General features: G+C 60.7%; 13 protein-coding genes. 6 read left to right on the top strand and 7 right to left on the bottom strand.

Translation table 11 applies throughout. The features are described from left to right. Positions 1-11: 11 nt before the first annotated feature. The 7 genes from BMW76_RS10010 to BMW76_RS09980 all read right to left on the bottom strand — a co-directional run bounded on the left by BMW76_RS10010 (position 12) and on the right by BMW76_RS09980 (position 8,209). Positions 12-1,793, bottom strand: a complete 1,782-nt coding sequence (locus BMW76_RS10010) for an ABC transporter permease subunit (RefSeq protein WP_090864988.1) — start codon at positions 1,791-1,793, stop codon at positions 12-14. A gap of 9 nt (positions 1,794-1,802) precedes the next feature. Further along, the gene (locus tag BMW76_RS10005; protein WP_090864987.1) at positions 1,803-2,864 is read right to left on the bottom strand and encodes an ABC transporter ATP-binding protein; all 1,062 of its coding nucleotides are present in this window, start codon (positions 2,862-2,864) and stop codon (positions 1,803-1,805) included. Positions 2,865-2,874: 10 nt separating this feature from the next. After that, on the bottom strand, positions 2,875-3,936 hold the full coding sequence (locus BMW76_RS10000; RefSeq protein WP_090864986.1) for an ABC transporter substrate-binding protein: 1,062 nt from the start codon (positions 3,934-3,936) through the stop codon (positions 2,875-2,877). Positions 3,937-4,002: 66 nt separating this feature from the next. Further along, entirely contained in the window at positions 4,003-4,764 is a 762-nt protein-coding gene (locus BMW76_RS09995) for an enoyl-CoA hydratase/isomerase family protein (RefSeq protein ID WP_090864985.1), read from the bottom strand. Between the two features lie 284 nt (positions 4,765-5,048). Further along, positions 5,049-6,383 (bottom strand): 5-demethoxyubiquinol-8 5-hydroxylase UbiM, encoded by a 1,335-nt coding sequence (ubiM, locus tag BMW76_RS09990; protein ID WP_245763163.1) that lies wholly within the window; start codon positions 6,381-6,383, stop codon positions 5,049-5,051. Next, positions 6,302-6,811 (bottom strand): hemerythrin domain-containing protein, encoded by a 510-nt coding sequence (locus BMW76_RS09985; RefSeq protein WP_322789262.1) that lies wholly within the window; start codon positions 6,809-6,811, stop codon positions 6,302-6,304. The genes ubiM and BMW76_RS09985 overlap by 82 nt, the downstream gene beginning before the upstream one ends. Positions 6,812-7,282: 471 nt before the next feature. Then, the gene (locus tag BMW76_RS09980) at positions 7,283-8,209 is read right to left on the bottom strand and encodes a LysR substrate-binding domain-containing protein (RefSeq protein ID WP_090864982.1); all 927 of its coding nucleotides are present in this window, start codon (positions 8,207-8,209) and stop codon (positions 7,283-7,285) included. Between the two features lie 171 nt (positions 8,210-8,380). On the opposite strand from BMW76_RS09980, the gene BMW76_RS09975 reads away from it, so the two are divergent. The 6 genes from BMW76_RS09975 to BMW76_RS09950 all read left to right on the top strand — a co-directional run bounded on the left by BMW76_RS09975 (position 8,381) and on the right by BMW76_RS09950 (position 13,819). Continuing rightward, positions 8,381-9,964: an MFS transporter gene (locus BMW76_RS09975; RefSeq protein WP_090864981.1), complete on the top strand. Its 1,584-nt coding sequence runs from the start codon at positions 8,381-8,383 to the stop codon at positions 9,962-9,964. Between the two features lie 771 nt (positions 9,965-10,735). Next, a complete protein-coding gene (locus tag BMW76_RS09970; RefSeq protein ID WP_090864980.1) occupies positions 10,736-11,518 on the top strand; it encodes a thioesterase II family protein in 783 nt (260 codons plus the stop codon). A gap of 20 nt (positions 11,519-11,538) precedes the next feature. Then, on the top strand, positions 11,539-11,991 hold the full coding sequence (locus BMW76_RS09965; RefSeq protein WP_177200347.1) for an acetyl-CoA carboxylase biotin carboxyl carrier protein: 453 nt from the start codon (positions 11,539-11,541) through the stop codon (positions 11,989-11,991). Between the two features lie 57 nt (positions 11,992-12,048). Further along, complete coding sequence (locus tag BMW76_RS40245; protein ID WP_143062237.1) at positions 12,049-12,405, top strand: hypothetical protein; 357 nt, start codon at positions 12,049-12,051, stop codon at positions 12,403-12,405. 20 nt (positions 12,406-12,425) lie between these two features. Beyond that, positions 12,426-13,508, top strand: coding sequence for an IS630 family transposase (locus BMW76_RS09955; protein WP_090864977.1), 1,083 nt, complete (start codon positions 12,426-12,428; stop codon positions 13,506-13,508). 14 nt (positions 13,509-13,522) lie between these two features. Beyond that, positions 13,523-13,819 (top strand): hypothetical protein, encoded by a 297-nt coding sequence (locus tag BMW76_RS09950; RefSeq protein ID WP_090864976.1) that lies wholly within the window; start codon positions 13,523-13,525, stop codon positions 13,817-13,819. Positions 13,820-13,848: the final 29 nt, after the last annotated feature.

The following is a 13,848-nucleotide window of genomic DNA, read 5'->3' as shown; positions in this document are numbered from 1 at the left end:
GAGCCTGAGATTTAACGCGCGAGGCGCTTGAGCCAGGAAGAAGCCGCGACGACGAGCGCAATCAGGATGACGAGCGTCGTCGATACGGCCGCGAGCGTCGGCGTGATCGCGAGCTGAATGTCGTCCCACATCTGCTTGGGCAGCGTCGAGTTGATGCCGCCGCTCACGAAGATCGCGATCGTCAGATCGTCGAAGGAAACGAGGAACGCGAACAGGAACGCCGCCGTCACGCTCGCCATCAGCAGCGGCATCACGACCGACGTGATGCGCCGCAACGGCGACGCGCCCATCACGCGGGCGGCATCGTCGAGACGCCAGTCGAAGCGCTGAAAGCCCGCGGCGAGCGTCACGACCACGTACGGAATCGCAAGCACCGTATGGCCGATCACGAGCCCGAGGTTCGTGCCCGTCAGCCCGAAGCGCCCGAAGAGATACAGCAGGCCCACGGCCACCACGATGCGCGGCACGATCAGCGGCGCGACGAACAGCGCAAACATTGGCTTGCTCGCGCGGCGCGGCATGCGGGTCATCGCGAGCGTCGCGCCGAATCCGAGCAGCAGCGAAAGCAGCGCCGTGCCGAGACCGACTTCGAACGAGCGGACGATCGCGCTCTGCCAGACGGGCGAATCGATGAACGTGCCGAACCAACGGGTGCTGAACAGCTTCGGCGGAAAGGCGATGTAATCGCTCTTCGTGAACGCGTACGGAATCACCGAGAGCACAGGCGCTACGAGCACCACCATGACGATGCACGTATAGAGACCGAGCGGGCTCGTTGCGCGCGCGGCCGGTTCGACGTGCGCGTTACGGCGCATCATGAGAGGCGCGAAGATACGCCCCAGCGCCATCAGCAGCGCAAGCCGCAAACCTTGCGCGCGCGAGCCGCGCGAGCGCTCCGTCACTTCGCCCGTCAGCGATGTGAGGCCCACAATGCGGTCGTACACGAAGAAGATCACGATCGAGCAGACGAGCAGTACCGTCGAGAGCGCACCTGCAAAGCGCATGTCGAACAGTTCGAGCACCGATGAAATCACGAGTTGCGCGATCATCGTTTCCTTCGGCGAGCCAAGCAGCGCGGGCACGATAAAGAAGCCGAGGCTCGAGATGAACACGAGCAGCCCCGCCGCCGCCACGCCCGGCGAGGACAACGGCAGGAACACCGTGAAGAAGCTGGTGCTGCGTTCAGCGCCGAGCGTTTCGGCCGCTTGCGCGAGACGATCGTCGATGCCGCGCATCACGGGGAGCATCGTCATCACGGCGAGCGGCAGCATCGAATGCACCATGCCGATCAGCACGCCCGTCAGCGATGGAATGGTGCCCGTCGTCTCATGCACGAGGCCGAGCGAAAGCGCGATCGTCGAGAGCACGCCTGTTTTCGACAGCAGCAGCATCCACGCGTAGGTCTTCACCAGATAGCTGGTCCAGAACGGCAGCATGATCCACAGCAGCCACCGTTCGCGCACCCGCTCCGACAGCCGGCTCAGCATGTACGCGACGGGATAGCCGAGCAGGATCGACAGCGCCGCCGTCATGAACGAAATGGCGAACGTGATCCACAGCACTTTCGCATAGACGGGCGTGCGCGCGATTCGCGCGAACTGCGCAAAGCCGACCTGCCCATCCGCGCTGACGAGCCCGCCTTGCAGAATTTCGCCGACGGGCACGATGAAGAACACGAGCAGGAACAGCAGCGTCGGCACGATCGGCAGGAAGCGCAACGAGCGCGCGAGCCAGGCGGACCGGCCGCGACGCGACGCTTCATTCTCGCGATGCGCGTGCAGAGCGATGGTCATGACGTTTCCTCAGGCGTGTAGCAGCGTCGTGCGATACGGGTCCCACACGAGGCCCACCTTGTCGCCGATGCGCGGCGACAGGCTGCGCTCGCAACGCACGGTGAGCTGACTGCCGTCGTTCATCGAAAGCTGTATGCGCGTGTCGCTGCCGAAGAAAACGACATCCGCAATGGTGCCGTCGACAAAGCCGCTCGAAGGCTCGACGAGGCGCGGCGCTTCGGGGCGCACGAGCAGCGTGTGGCGCGCGGCGGGCATGATGGGCGCGCTCATCGGCAGTGGAATGCGGCCACCCGCTGCGAGCAGGATCGGCTCGCCGCTTGCGCCGCGCGTATCGTCGAGCGCGCCTTCCAGCAGATTCGAATGACCGATGAAGCCTGCCGCGAAGCGCGTCGCGGGACGGTCGTAGAGATCGGCGGGCGTGCCCACCTGTTCGATGCGCGCCTGGTTCATCAGGCAGATGCGATCGGAGAGCGTGAGCGCTTCGTCCTGATCGTGCGTCACGTAGACGAAGGTCGCGCCGAGCTCCTTGTGCAGCCGGCGAATTTCGGACTGCATGTGCTCGCGCAACTTCTTGTCGAGCGCGCCGAGCGGTTCGTCGAGCAGGATGACGGAAGGCCGGTACGCGAAGCAGCGCGCGAGCGCGATGCGCTGCTGCTGCCCGCCCGACAGTTCCTTCGGAAAGCGCTTCGCGTATTCCGTCATGCGCACCATCGCGAGTGCATCATCGACGGCGGCACGCACTTCGTCGCGCGACTTGCGGCGCATGCGCAAACCGTATGCGACGTTGTCCCACACGCTCATGTGCGGAAACAGCGCGTAGCTCTGAAACACCATGCCGATGCCGCGTTTGCCCGGCTCGACGTGCGTGACGTCGCGCCCGTCGATCTCGATGCGCCCCTCGCTGGGCGCGACGAGGCCCGAGATCATCTGCAGCATCGTGGTCTTGCCCGAACCCGAGGGACCGAGCAGCGTCAGGAATTCGCCGGCCTGCACGACGAGATCCGTCGGTTCCAGCGCAACCGAATCGCCGTAGCGTTTCGCGATGCCGATCGCCTCGAGTTTCGAGCTCATGTTGCCGTCCTCACGAAATGACCCACGAATTGAACCGCTCGGTGACCTTCTGACGGTTCTCTTCCCACCACTGCGGGCTCGGCAGGCGCATGTCGCGGATATTGTCGGGCGCCGTGGGCAGCAGCGTCGCGCGTTCCTTGCTGATCGTGTCGAAAGCCTTGCGGTTGGTCGGGCCATAGGCGAGCGTGCGCGTGAGCAGCGCCTGGCGCTTCGCGTCGGCGCAGAAGCGCACGAACTGCTTGGCGGCGTCCGCGCGTGGCGTGCCCTTCGGAATGCCCCAGCCCTCGATCGAATACAAGCCCTGATTCCAGACGATCGAAACGGGCGCGCCGCCGTCCTTCGCCGCTTGCGCGCGGCCGTTCCACGTCGAGATCATGTCGACGTCGCCGCTTTGAATCGCCTGCATCGCCTGCGCACCGGAAGTCCACCAGATGCTGATGTGCGGCTTGATCTTGTCGAGGCTCTTGAACGCGCGGTCCACGTCGAGCGGATAGAGCTTGTCGAGCGGCACGCCGTCGGCGAGCAACGCCTGCTCCAGCGTGTCGAGCGGACTGCGGCGCAGGCAGCGGCGGCCCGGAAAGCGCTTGACGTCCCAGAAGTCCGCCCATGACTTCGGACCGTTCTGGCCGAACTTGTCGGTGCGATAGGCGAGCACCGTCGAATACACGTCGACGCCGAGCCAGTTCGGCGTGATCGCCTCCGACATCACATCCGGATAGTCGCTCGTCTTCAGGCCGATGGGTTCGAGCAGGCCTTTCGCTTCGAGATATGGAATGTCGGCGGAGAGCGTGAGCGTCGTGACGTCCCACACGTAGTTCTTCGTCTGGACCATCGCGGCGAATTGCGCGACGGGTTGCGATTCGCGCGCGACACTCACGACCTTGATGCCCGTGGCTTTCTCGAACGGATCGTAAAAGGCTTCGCGATAGGCGGTGGTGTAAGGGCCGCCCGGATCGGACACTACGATCTGCTTCGTCTGCGCGCGTACGGCGAGCGGCATCGCGCCGGCCACGGCGAGCGCGCCCGCGCCTTGCAGAATTCGGCGGCGCATCGGGTTGAAGTCTTGCGTCATTGTTCAGGTCTCCCGCAGTGTGATTGCGATGGGAACAGCTCGACTCGTGCTCGATTCAGGCTCGACCTACTTCGCGCGCTTGCTGAAGAACTCCTCCATCATGCGCGCGGGCTCCCCGGAGTCATACGCTTCGCGCTGAATGCGCACGCCCGCTTCGATGCAGTCGACGAAACCCGGCTCGGTCATCTCGCGAAAGCGCTGCTTGTCCAGACGCATCGCGACGGGTGGCTTGGCGGCGAGTTCGGTAGCGATTTCCAGCGCCTTCCCGAATACCTGGTCTTCGGGCACGAGGTGATGAATGAGGCCGATGCGATGGCACTCGTCGGCGTCCATCAGACGCCCGGTGAGCGTGAGCTCGATGGTGCGCGACATGCCGAGCATCGCGTTCATGATCCACGGGCCCGTCGTGCTCGCGATGCCCGCGTTGATTTCCGGCTGGCCCATTCGCACGCCGGGATGCCCCACGCGGATATCGCCGAGCAACGCGACCTGGAACGCCGAACCCGCGGCCGTGCCGTTCAGCGCGATCACGAGCGGCTTTTTCAGGCCGCGCAGCGCCGTGTAGTACCGCTGCCATTCCTTGACCCACGCCACCGCACGTTCGCCGTCGAAATCATGCGCCTCCGACAGGTCCTGTCCCGCCGAGAACGCGCGGTTGCCCGCGCCCGTCATGATGATCGCAGCGACCTCGTCGTCGGCGTTGAAGCGGTCCAGCGCCTCGATGATCGTTTCACGCATCGGCGTCGTCCATGCGTTCAGGCGCTCGGGACGGTTCAGCGTGATGACCGCGACGCGGCCATGATTCGACAACAACACGTCTTCGCTCATGATTTATCGCATCGTAATAGTTGATGGTGTATTCCAATATAGAATCATCAAAAATATGGTGCAAGCGGGTTTACGCGGAAAGACGCGACGAACGGGAAATTGGGACGGACGGGCGAGCGACGCAGGCTCGCGGCCGCGAGGGGCGGGAATTCAGTTGCCTGATCGGCGGGCGCTATGCCGGAATTTATCTACCGGCCAGCAATGGACAGCGGCTGTCCGGTCGGACGTACCGTGAGAGATTGATAAGCGGCGCCGAGCGGGAAAGGCAGCCGCATATGACATGCCTAGCCGGTCAACGAAGCTGCGATAGCCCTTCTGAAAGGCGTCGCGAACGACGCGGCACGGAGCATGATGTTTCGCGCCAGCTTCGCTGGAACGCTACTGTTCGTATAGATGTCGGTGACAAGGCGAGTGGCGAGATAGAGCGGCCTGGTCGCACGGCGATGGCAATTTTCGTAGCGGCTCAAGACGGATTCGGCGCCCACATCGAAGCCGTTCCTGTGCGCAGCGACGATTTCTTTGCATAACGTCTCGACACTCGCCAGTCCGAAGTTGAACCCGTGCGCGGTCACGGGATGCATGCCGACGGCAGCGTCGCCCACTGCCGCGAAGCGCTTTCCGACGAATCGCGCGGGGTAAACGGAGACCAATGGATAGAGATGGCGGGTGCTCACCAATTTCATCGCGCCCAGCCGCCGCGCGAATCGTTGTTCGAGATTCGCGCCGAATTCGTTTGGATCAAGAGAGGCAAGTTCGTTCGCCTCGCATGCGGGCAGCGTGAGCACCACTGAAGACCGGTGCGCATTCGTCGATTGATCCGGATTCATCGGAAGCAGCGCGAGCGTCTGCTCATATCCGAACCATTCCCATGCGGTGTATTGATGGGGCTGCTCGTGTGTCATTCGACACACAAGCATCGATTTGCCGAAATCGCGCATATCGGCTGAAATTCCCATCATCTTGCGCGTCGCCGAAAAGCGGCTATCGGCTGCAATGATCAGACTGGCCGAGAGGGTCTTTCCGCTTTCCAACGTCACGCTGGCAGAGACATTGTCGCTCTTGACGCTGCTCACCTTCCCCGACGTGAGCAGCGTGAGGTCATGGTTCTCAGCGATGCTGCGATGTACCGCGTCATACGCGGCCTTGCGAATCAGCTGGTTTGAAACCAGCCAGCCCAGCTCCGAATGGCCGGCCAGTTCGTGCCCGATCTCCAGTGCGGACAGCGACGAGCCGTTGAATACCTTCGCGCGACGCAGCGGAGAACGTGCGTCTGCATCGATGAGATTCCAGAGACCCAACTGCTGCATGAATCGAACCGACTTTTGAGTCAGCGCGATTTCACGGCCATCGAATTTCGGGTCGCTGATTTCATTCAAAGGCTGCTGCTCGATCAATGTGACTCGCAGGCCGAGGCCACTGAGCGAGCGCGCGACGCATAGCCCCACAGGGCCGGCACCCACGATTACGATGTCGTTTGCCATGTAAGCGAATGATGGTCTGAAGTTGTGTGAATCGACGAGAGTGGTTCGTGTACCGTTCACGCGGCCTGAGGAAAGCCGTGTTCCTGCATGTAGCCAACCATCATCGCGTCCATCGTTTTCACGTGATGCGCGAACCACACGCGCAATTCGCTCAACAGTCGCCGGCCCAGGTCAACGCGGCCGTTGTCGGCTATTTCCGCGCGCACCATGTCGGCCACATGCAGCACATGGCGATGCTGACCCGCATGGCAATGACGCGGGCCGAAGTCCAATGCTTCCATCCACGATTCTTCCTGTGCGAAGTGTTCTTTAGTGTGTGCGATCCAGGCGTCGAGCGAAGCGATGAGCGATTCGTCAATGGCGTTATCCGCCACGTCGAGCAGGCGAATAAACTCGCTATGCGTTGCATCGGTTATCGGTTCTCCCAGCTGCAGATCGGGAGGAAGTACTGGCGCGCATTGCATTGCAGATGTCGACATAGCGGGAACTCGAAGCAGCGGGTATGGCTTTCTCAAAGAGAAATGAAGATAGCAAAGTACTGCAATTCCCCCGCTGATCTCGATCAAGCGTCACATCATTGATGATTCGATGGACGCTTGAGCTTCGCTTGCGAATGTCTATGAAAGATGTCGCCGGAAATACATTTGTCCGCGACGATAGACCGTATTAATTTGGGCACCGGCGCGAAACTAATTGTGTCGCCACGCAATTGGAAAACCCGCCGAAACCCATCGGGCCACGCGCTTTCCACTGATTGAGCCAGTTGTCCGTCATCCCGGTTCAATGTACATCTGCGATATATGCGTGAATTCAAAACTCGATGCAGAAAGGCAGGACGGTGCACCGAAACGCGCGTCGATCGCGGAAGAGGATCATGCCCCATTGAGACGCGAGAACACGCCATTGAAAGAGAAAAAACGAGCTTTCAAAAACGTCTGTCAACTTGATGTCTGGTAAGCGGCTTGCTGGTGCCGCTGGCTACAGTTGGCAAGGAAAATGCGCACAGATGAGTCGCTTCGTTCGGACGACCAGGGGGATCATCGGCGCGGAATGTAGGGCACGTGGACTGATCCCGACATAGCATCCAGATGTTCGGCGAGGTAATCGACGAATACCCGCAGCTTGGGCAGCATATGACGATTTGTCGGCCAAAGTGCGTGAAATACACCTTCCACGGTCGTCGATGATTCCAACGCCATGCGCAACCGTCCCTCCATCAAGGCGTCGCGCGCCACGAAGTCCGGCACATAAGCGATACCTAGTCCCTGGATCGCCGCCGACAGCACAGCTTCAGCATTGTTCAGGACGAGTGGAATCGCAGCGCCCGCGCCCTGAACGGGCAAGACACCGTCGATCAGCCAATCCTGCAGCTTGCCACTCGATTGGTACTTGAAGCGCAGGCAGACATGATTGGCGAGATCTTCGGCGTGCAGCGGCACGCCATGGCGCGCAAAGTACTCGGGTGATGCACATACAACGAACCGGTACGGCCCGAGGTGCCTGGATTTCAGGCGCGAATCGGCCAGCTCTCCACCGCGAATGACGACGTCGAAGCCTTCGTCGATGACATCGACAAGCCGATCATTGAAATCCAGATCGAGTTCGACTTCAGGATAGAGCGAGCGAAACTGCGGAATGATCGGCATCACTACGCGGTAGCCGATCGCCGGCATGCTGACCCGCAAGCGGCCTCGCGGCGCAATAGTCGCTTTCGATAACTGCGCCTCGGCGTCTTGAATTTCCTGAAGGGCATAGCGGCATCGCTCGAAAAAAACCGAACCTTCTTCGGTCAGGTTGATCTGGCGCGTGCTTCGATAAAAAAGTCGAACACCGAGATTTTCCTCAAGTCTCGCAACGCTTTTTCCGACGGCTGACGCGGAAACCCCGAGCGTGCGGGCAGCGGTAACGAAACTGCGGGCTTCCGCGGCACGGATGAAGGCGACGAGTCCACTGAGCGAATCCATAACGACAGCCGATTAAGGAATACTTGTCCTGAGAGAGCGGAATGCGGGCTCATTTAAACACAGTCGCGCGTCTTTTAATATGCCCTTCGGCGCCGTCGCGCTGCCGGTAGGCCCTCACGCACACTCGCTGCAAATTACGGCGAAACGGAAACTTCGTTCAAGGATTCGAGAATGCGCAACCCAGCTGTCGAAACAAATAGTCCAACCGAGAGGATATTGATCCTGGTTGCCGTCTGCCTTGCCGGGCTGTCGATGCCAGTCAGCTTCACCGGCCCCGCAATCGCGCTCCCGGCGATCGCTCGCGCGCTAGACGGGTCACCGCTCGCGCTGAACTGGGTGACCAACGCTTTCATGCTGGGCTTCGGCAGTTGCTTGCTCGTTGCCGGGACGTGTGCTGATCTCTTCGGGCGCAAACGCGTCTTTCTCTGCGGCACCCTTGGCTTCGCGCTCTCGTCAATCGTTGCGACGCGCGCTTCCAGCATGCTCGCCCTGGACCTGCTACGTGCGCTGCAAGGCGTGGCGAGTGCAACGGCGCTATCGGCGGGCGCCGCGGCGCTCGCACAAGAATTCGAAGGTGAGGCCCGCACGCGTGCCTTCAGCGTGCTCGGCACGACCTTCGGTGTCGGTCTGGCGTTTGGCCCGATCGTCGCTGGCGCGTTGATCGCGAACTTCGGCTGGCGCTCGGTGTTTTGGAGCGTCACCGTCATCACACTGACCGCGCTCTGTGTTGGTGCGAAGTGCATTCGCGAGACGCGCGACCCCGGTGCGACTGGCCTCGATTTGCCAGGTGCCGCAACCTTCACGTGCGGCTTGACGCTGTTTACCTACGCAGTGCTTCGTGTGCCCGACAGCCGCTGGACCAGCCCGCTCGTCCTGGGCCTGCTTGCTGCGTCGGCCGTCGTGACGGCCATATTCGTCCTTGTCGAAACCCGGGTGCGCCGCCCCATGCTCGATTTATCATTGTTCCGCTACCCGCGCTTTATCGGGGTGCAGTTTCTCGCGGCCGCGCCCGCGTATTCATACGTCGTGCTGCTCGTGCTCCTGCCGGTTCGCTTCATCGGCATCGAAGGGTACAGTTCCGTTGCTGCGGGGCAAATGATGTTCGCGCTTTCAGCGCCGATGCTCGTAATTCCGATGCTCGCCGGCTACCTAACACGTTGGTTTACGGCGGGCGTAATTTCTGGCGCAGGTCTGCTGCTGTGCGCATGCGGCCAGTTCTGGCTCGCGCAATGCGAGCAAGGACAGCCGATCGCACACATGTTAATGGCAATGTTTTTGATCGGTGTAGGCGTGAGCTTCCCATGGGGCCTAATGGACGGCCTGGCTGTCAGCGTCGTCCCCAAAGAGCGCGCCGGCATGGCGACAGGCATCTTCAATACGACGCGTGTGGCTGGCGAAGGTATCGCGCTCGCCATCGTGTCGGCGCTGCTCGCAAGCTTCGTCGAGACGAAGCTCCGCGGGACCGCCTTTGCGAGTGTGGACGCGAGGATCTTGGCCGAGGCGGCTAGCCGACTGGTAATGGGCGATCTGTCGACAGCGGTGACAATGCTTGCGCATGCTACGACGGCCGATCTCGTCAAGCTTTACGGCGCAGCGTTCCGTTTGCTGCTATACGTCCTGGCGGGCATCACCGTGCTGTCGGCCGTGATGGTGTTCGGCTTCCTCAGTCATTCGAAGCTGCCCCACCTTCAGGAGCAAGAACCGGACGTTGAGCCCGCATCGCGGCAATCTCGAACGGGGGCGGCGGTTCAGTAACCGCACCCACGTTCGTTCGAGTCCGGTTGAATAGACGTCGTTGCATACCCGTAACGCCATTATTGCGCTCATGCCCGCTCGTATGCTTTCGAGCGGGCTTTTTAATATCTCTTTAGGAATTTTACCTCCACTCGTTACGCAAATTCTAAATCAACTGTCTGAATTTTTTTAGTGAACTTCGTTCTACAATCAATATGTGCTGGCTCTCTTCGGTTGACTTACACGGTCGAAGCCAGCACCTGACTGTAGGTATCAGGCGAAAAGACCCCGCCGAACCTGCAATTGCGTTCGCTTTGCGCTGGGCGCTTGACGAGAATGGCTTGGGTGGATACCCCGAAACTCTTCTTTCGATATTCTCTTCACATGAGAGCTGGCTCGAAGCGACGAAGCCGTCGAATGCCGATGTACTGCTACTTCGGCGCTGGGTGGACTAGATTGGCTTCGACCTTGCGCTGGCATATGCCGTCGCTGACGATATTGTTTACCGAGCGCAAAGAACGAAGAAACCAGCGTCTATTCACATTTAAACCTTTTTGCAACCTACTTTTTCGATAGGTTCAACCTAAAAATCAATCGAAAGAGAATCCGACTCTGTACAACCCAGTAAGGCATTTTGCAGGAAAATCAAACGGCCTCGCGCGACAACGCAAATATCTCGAGATGAAAGAGACTTCCCAGTCCTCAGGCTGCGATAAAAGCCGCCGAACCGCATCAACGTGACGATTGGCATCTTTCGCCATCGAATACAACTTTCCCGATATAAGACTACTGATGAGTTCCAATTCGCTTTTATCGTGCTTAAGTTCACCCGGGTCGCGACCGCAATTCGATAAGCCAACGATTGTCTTTGCTCCGCATGCCGGCGGCAGTGCGAGCGCGTTGGCTCCTGTGCGCGTGCGATTGCTCGAGCATGCGAATTTCATCGGCGTCAACTATCCGCGCCGTAGGCACGGCAGCATCGCCCGCGCGCCGCGTTCGGTCGACGAAATGGCGTTACATGCCGTCGTCGCGATCGACGCTCGAGCCGCGAGCGCCCCGCTCGGTGTGACCCTCTGGGGGCACAGCCTCGGCGCGATCGTGGTCGTCGAAGCGGCTCGCCGGCTCATGCAACGCGGTCGGCCGCGTGTAAATCACGTCATCATTACGTCGTGCCGGCCGCCGCATTTGTTCTCCACACGGCATATCTCGGCGTGTGCTCAGGAAGAAGAATTTCTCGAAGCGGTGACGCGGTTGGGTAGTGTGCGCAGCGGCACGCTTGATAGCCGGCAATGGCTTTCGCACGCGATGCAAGCGCTGCGTGCCGACTTCCTCGCCTGTGACGAGTACCGGTGTGACGACGCGACGCCGCTTCCCATCCCGTTGACCGTCATGAGCGGCGCCGATGACGAACTCGCTCCTCCCGCACAAATGGTCGAATGGCACCGGTACACCACTGTCGCTTGCACCGAGCACACGTTCGCAGGAGGACACTTTTTCGTTCACGACCATGCCGCGGAGGTCGCGGCGATCATCACGCAAGCGGCGCAGCCCGTATCTCGCTCGGTTGCCGCGTGACGCTGCTCAGAGACTCGATCATGAACATCCGCCGCATCCGACGCGCTGTCGGCCTCGTCGTCAAATCGTCGTTGTCCGAACTCCACTTCGAGGACGCGATGGGCATGACGCTCATCGTGCGGAATCACCCTCAGCCGGGAATGGCCGCTGCCGCACACGCAGCGATGGGCGTCGAGCCCGACGTAGCGGCAGCTGCGCCCGCCGGGGCACCGCGATCTGGGTTGCCGTGCGCGGCACCGACGCGCATCGTCGCTTCGCCGATGGTCGGTCGGTTCTACCGAGGCGCCCGGCACGACGGCGTGCCGCTCTCAACAGTCGGGGAGAAAATCGAAGCCGGTCAGGCGGTTGGTAGCGTGGAAGTGATGCGACTCATGTATGCAATTCGCTCCGACTTTGCCGGAACGATCGAATCAGTATTGGTCGAAGAAGGAGAAGCCGTCGAGTATGGGCAGCCCCTTGTACGCATTACATAGCCTTTTATCGGCTATATTACTTCGCACTACTATTCAACAAATAGTGAGGACATTCACATGCAATTGCCGGTCGGACTCGAAGAACAGCCCGTGGGCGAAGACGTGTTCACCCATTCGTCGCATACGCGAGCGCTTAATCCGTTTGCGAGCCTACTGCATCCAATAGCGAAGATCGTAGTAGGCGATCGTATCAAGGCGAAATGCCAAGATGAGCGCTTGATGTCCATCACGGAAGTGGAGCACATGCTCCCCACGCGTACTACGAGCAATGCTCCGCTCGTCCTTCACGTCGGCCAAGGCATTGAGTACGCACGTCTGGAGCGCCTCTACGCTCGTGTCCATCGCGGCGAGCAAGCGTTGCTGCTACAGCCGCCGCAGCTAGTACGACATCCCGTAAATACGTTGAATAATTAAACCTTGGTTATCATGTCGGGATGAGCCGAGGCCGTCACGCAACGTCAGTGAAGCTGACGAAGAAAGAAAAAGAGAAACTCCTGTCGCTGATCGCACAGAAGACGGCCCCGCAGCGGGATGTGATGCGGGCTCGGATTGCGTTGTGGGCACATGAGGGACACTCGAATACTGTGATTGCGCGAGAGCTCGGCGTATCGGTGCAGACGGTCAGCACGTGGCGCAAGCGCATTGCGCGGCAAGGCGCACAGGGCATTCGGGAAGGTGAGCGCAGTGGCCGTCCGCCGCGCATTGCGCAGGAAACGCGACTGCAATTGATTGCGTTGGCTTGCGAAGCGCAGGAACCGCAGGGGCGGCTCACGCCGACGCTCGACGAGATCGTGACGCGCGCAATCGAGCGCGGCATCGTCGAACAGATCAGCCGTAGCCATGTTCAGCGGATCTTGCAGGCCGGCGACGTGCGCCCGCACCGGGTGCAGCAATGGCTACACAGTCCCGACCCCGCCTTTCGCGAGAAGGTCAATGTAATTTGCAAGCTGTATCGCAAGGCGCCCAAAAACGCGGTGGTGCTCAGCATCGACGAGAAGACAGGTATCCAGGCCATCGAGCGCAAGCATCCGGGGCGTGCACCGGCGGCGGGACGGCTGCGTCGTCGGGAGTTTGAATATATCCGCCACGGTACCCAGGCGTTGATTGCTGCGCTGGATGTGCACACGGGAAAGGTGTTGGCAGAGTGCCGCGAGCGGCGTACCCAGGACGATCTGGTAGCCTTCATGGAGCGCGTGGCTGCTGCATACCCGGGCAAGCAGGTGCACGTGGTTTGGGACAACCTGAACACGCACCGCGCCCAGGCCGTCTGGCAGCCGTTCAATGCGCGACATGGCAAGCGGTTTCACTTCCACTTCACGCCGTTGCACGCGAGTTGGGTCAATCAGATTGAACTATGGTTTGCGCGCTACACGCGCCGGGTATTGCGCCATGCCAGCCATACCAGCACCGCGCACCTGCGCGAGCGAACCGCGCAGTTTATCCGCCAGCATAATCAGGCAGCGCGCCCCTTCAAATGGAGTTTCCGGGGCTACCCACTACAAACCGGCGCAACGTAATCGAGGGGACCGACGTGCCAGCCATACCCACCAAACATTACGCGGCCGAACTTCAGCGTCAACTACGCACCTTGCTCGGCCATGACCAAATTGTTACGCAAGCCTACGGACGTCACCTGCTGATCAAACGTCTGGACGATGAGGAGCCCACTGTTGTGGCGCGCCTCACAGAGCTCGGCCGCAATCGTTATGGCGCTGCCTTCCGCAGCCATAGTGGTCGTTGGGAACCGCTGCCCGGAACCGGCTCGCTCGAGGAGATGGCCGATGTCGTCGTCACGCTCCTGCAGCCCTATTTACAGTCGGATAATTAATCAAGCAATTTACGGGATGTTGTACTAGC

Origin of the sequence: Paraburkholderia diazotrophica, assembly GCF_900108945.1 — a bacterium.
In the GTDB taxonomy this organism is placed as follows: domain Bacteria; phylum Pseudomonadota; class Gammaproteobacteria; order Burkholderiales; family Burkholderiaceae; genus Paraburkholderia; species Paraburkholderia diazotrophica.
Note: the sequence above shows the minus strand (reverse complement) of the source record. Positions and strands in the feature narration are given on the sequence as shown.

What these genes read in the sequence shown, in the direction of transcription:
- BMW76_RS10010 (WP_090864988.1), bottom strand. Translation starts at nt 1,793, where the DNA reads ATGACCATCGCTCTGCACGCGCATCGCGAGAATGAAGCGTCGCGTCGC.
- BMW76_RS10005 (WP_090864987.1), bottom strand. Translation starts at nt 2,864, where the DNA reads ATGAGCTCGAAACTCGAGGCGATCGGCATCGCGAAACGCTACGGCGAT.
- BMW76_RS10000 (WP_090864986.1), bottom strand. Translation starts at nt 3,936, where the DNA reads ATGACGCAAGACTTCAACCCGATGCGCCGCCGAATTCTGCAAGGCGCG.
- BMW76_RS09995 (WP_090864985.1), bottom strand. Translation starts at nt 4,764, where the DNA reads ATGAGCGAAGACGTGTTGTTGTCGAATCATGGCCGCGTCGCGGTCATC.
- BMW76_RS09980 (WP_090864982.1), bottom strand. Translation starts at nt 8,209, where the DNA reads ATGGATTCGCTCAGTGGACTCGTCGCCTTCATCCGTGCCGCGGAAGCC.
- BMW76_RS09975 (WP_090864981.1), top strand. Translation starts at nt 8,381, where the DNA reads ATGCGCAACCCAGCTGTCGAAACAAATAGTCCAACCGAGAGGATATTG.
- BMW76_RS09970 (WP_090864980.1), top strand. Translation starts at nt 10,736, where the DNA reads ATGAGTTCCAATTCGCTTTTATCGTGCTTAAGTTCACCCGGGTCGCGA.
- BMW76_RS09965 (WP_177200347.1), top strand. Translation starts at nt 11,539, where the DNA reads ATGAACATCCGCCGCATCCGACGCGCTGTCGGCCTCGTCGTCAAATCG.
- BMW76_RS40245 (WP_143062237.1), top strand. Translation starts at nt 12,049, where the DNA reads ATGCAATTGCCGGTCGGACTCGAAGAACAGCCCGTGGGCGAAGACGTG.
- BMW76_RS09955 (WP_090864977.1), top strand. Translation starts at nt 12,426, where the DNA reads ATGAGCCGAGGCCGTCACGCAACGTCAGTGAAGCTGACGAAGAAAGAA.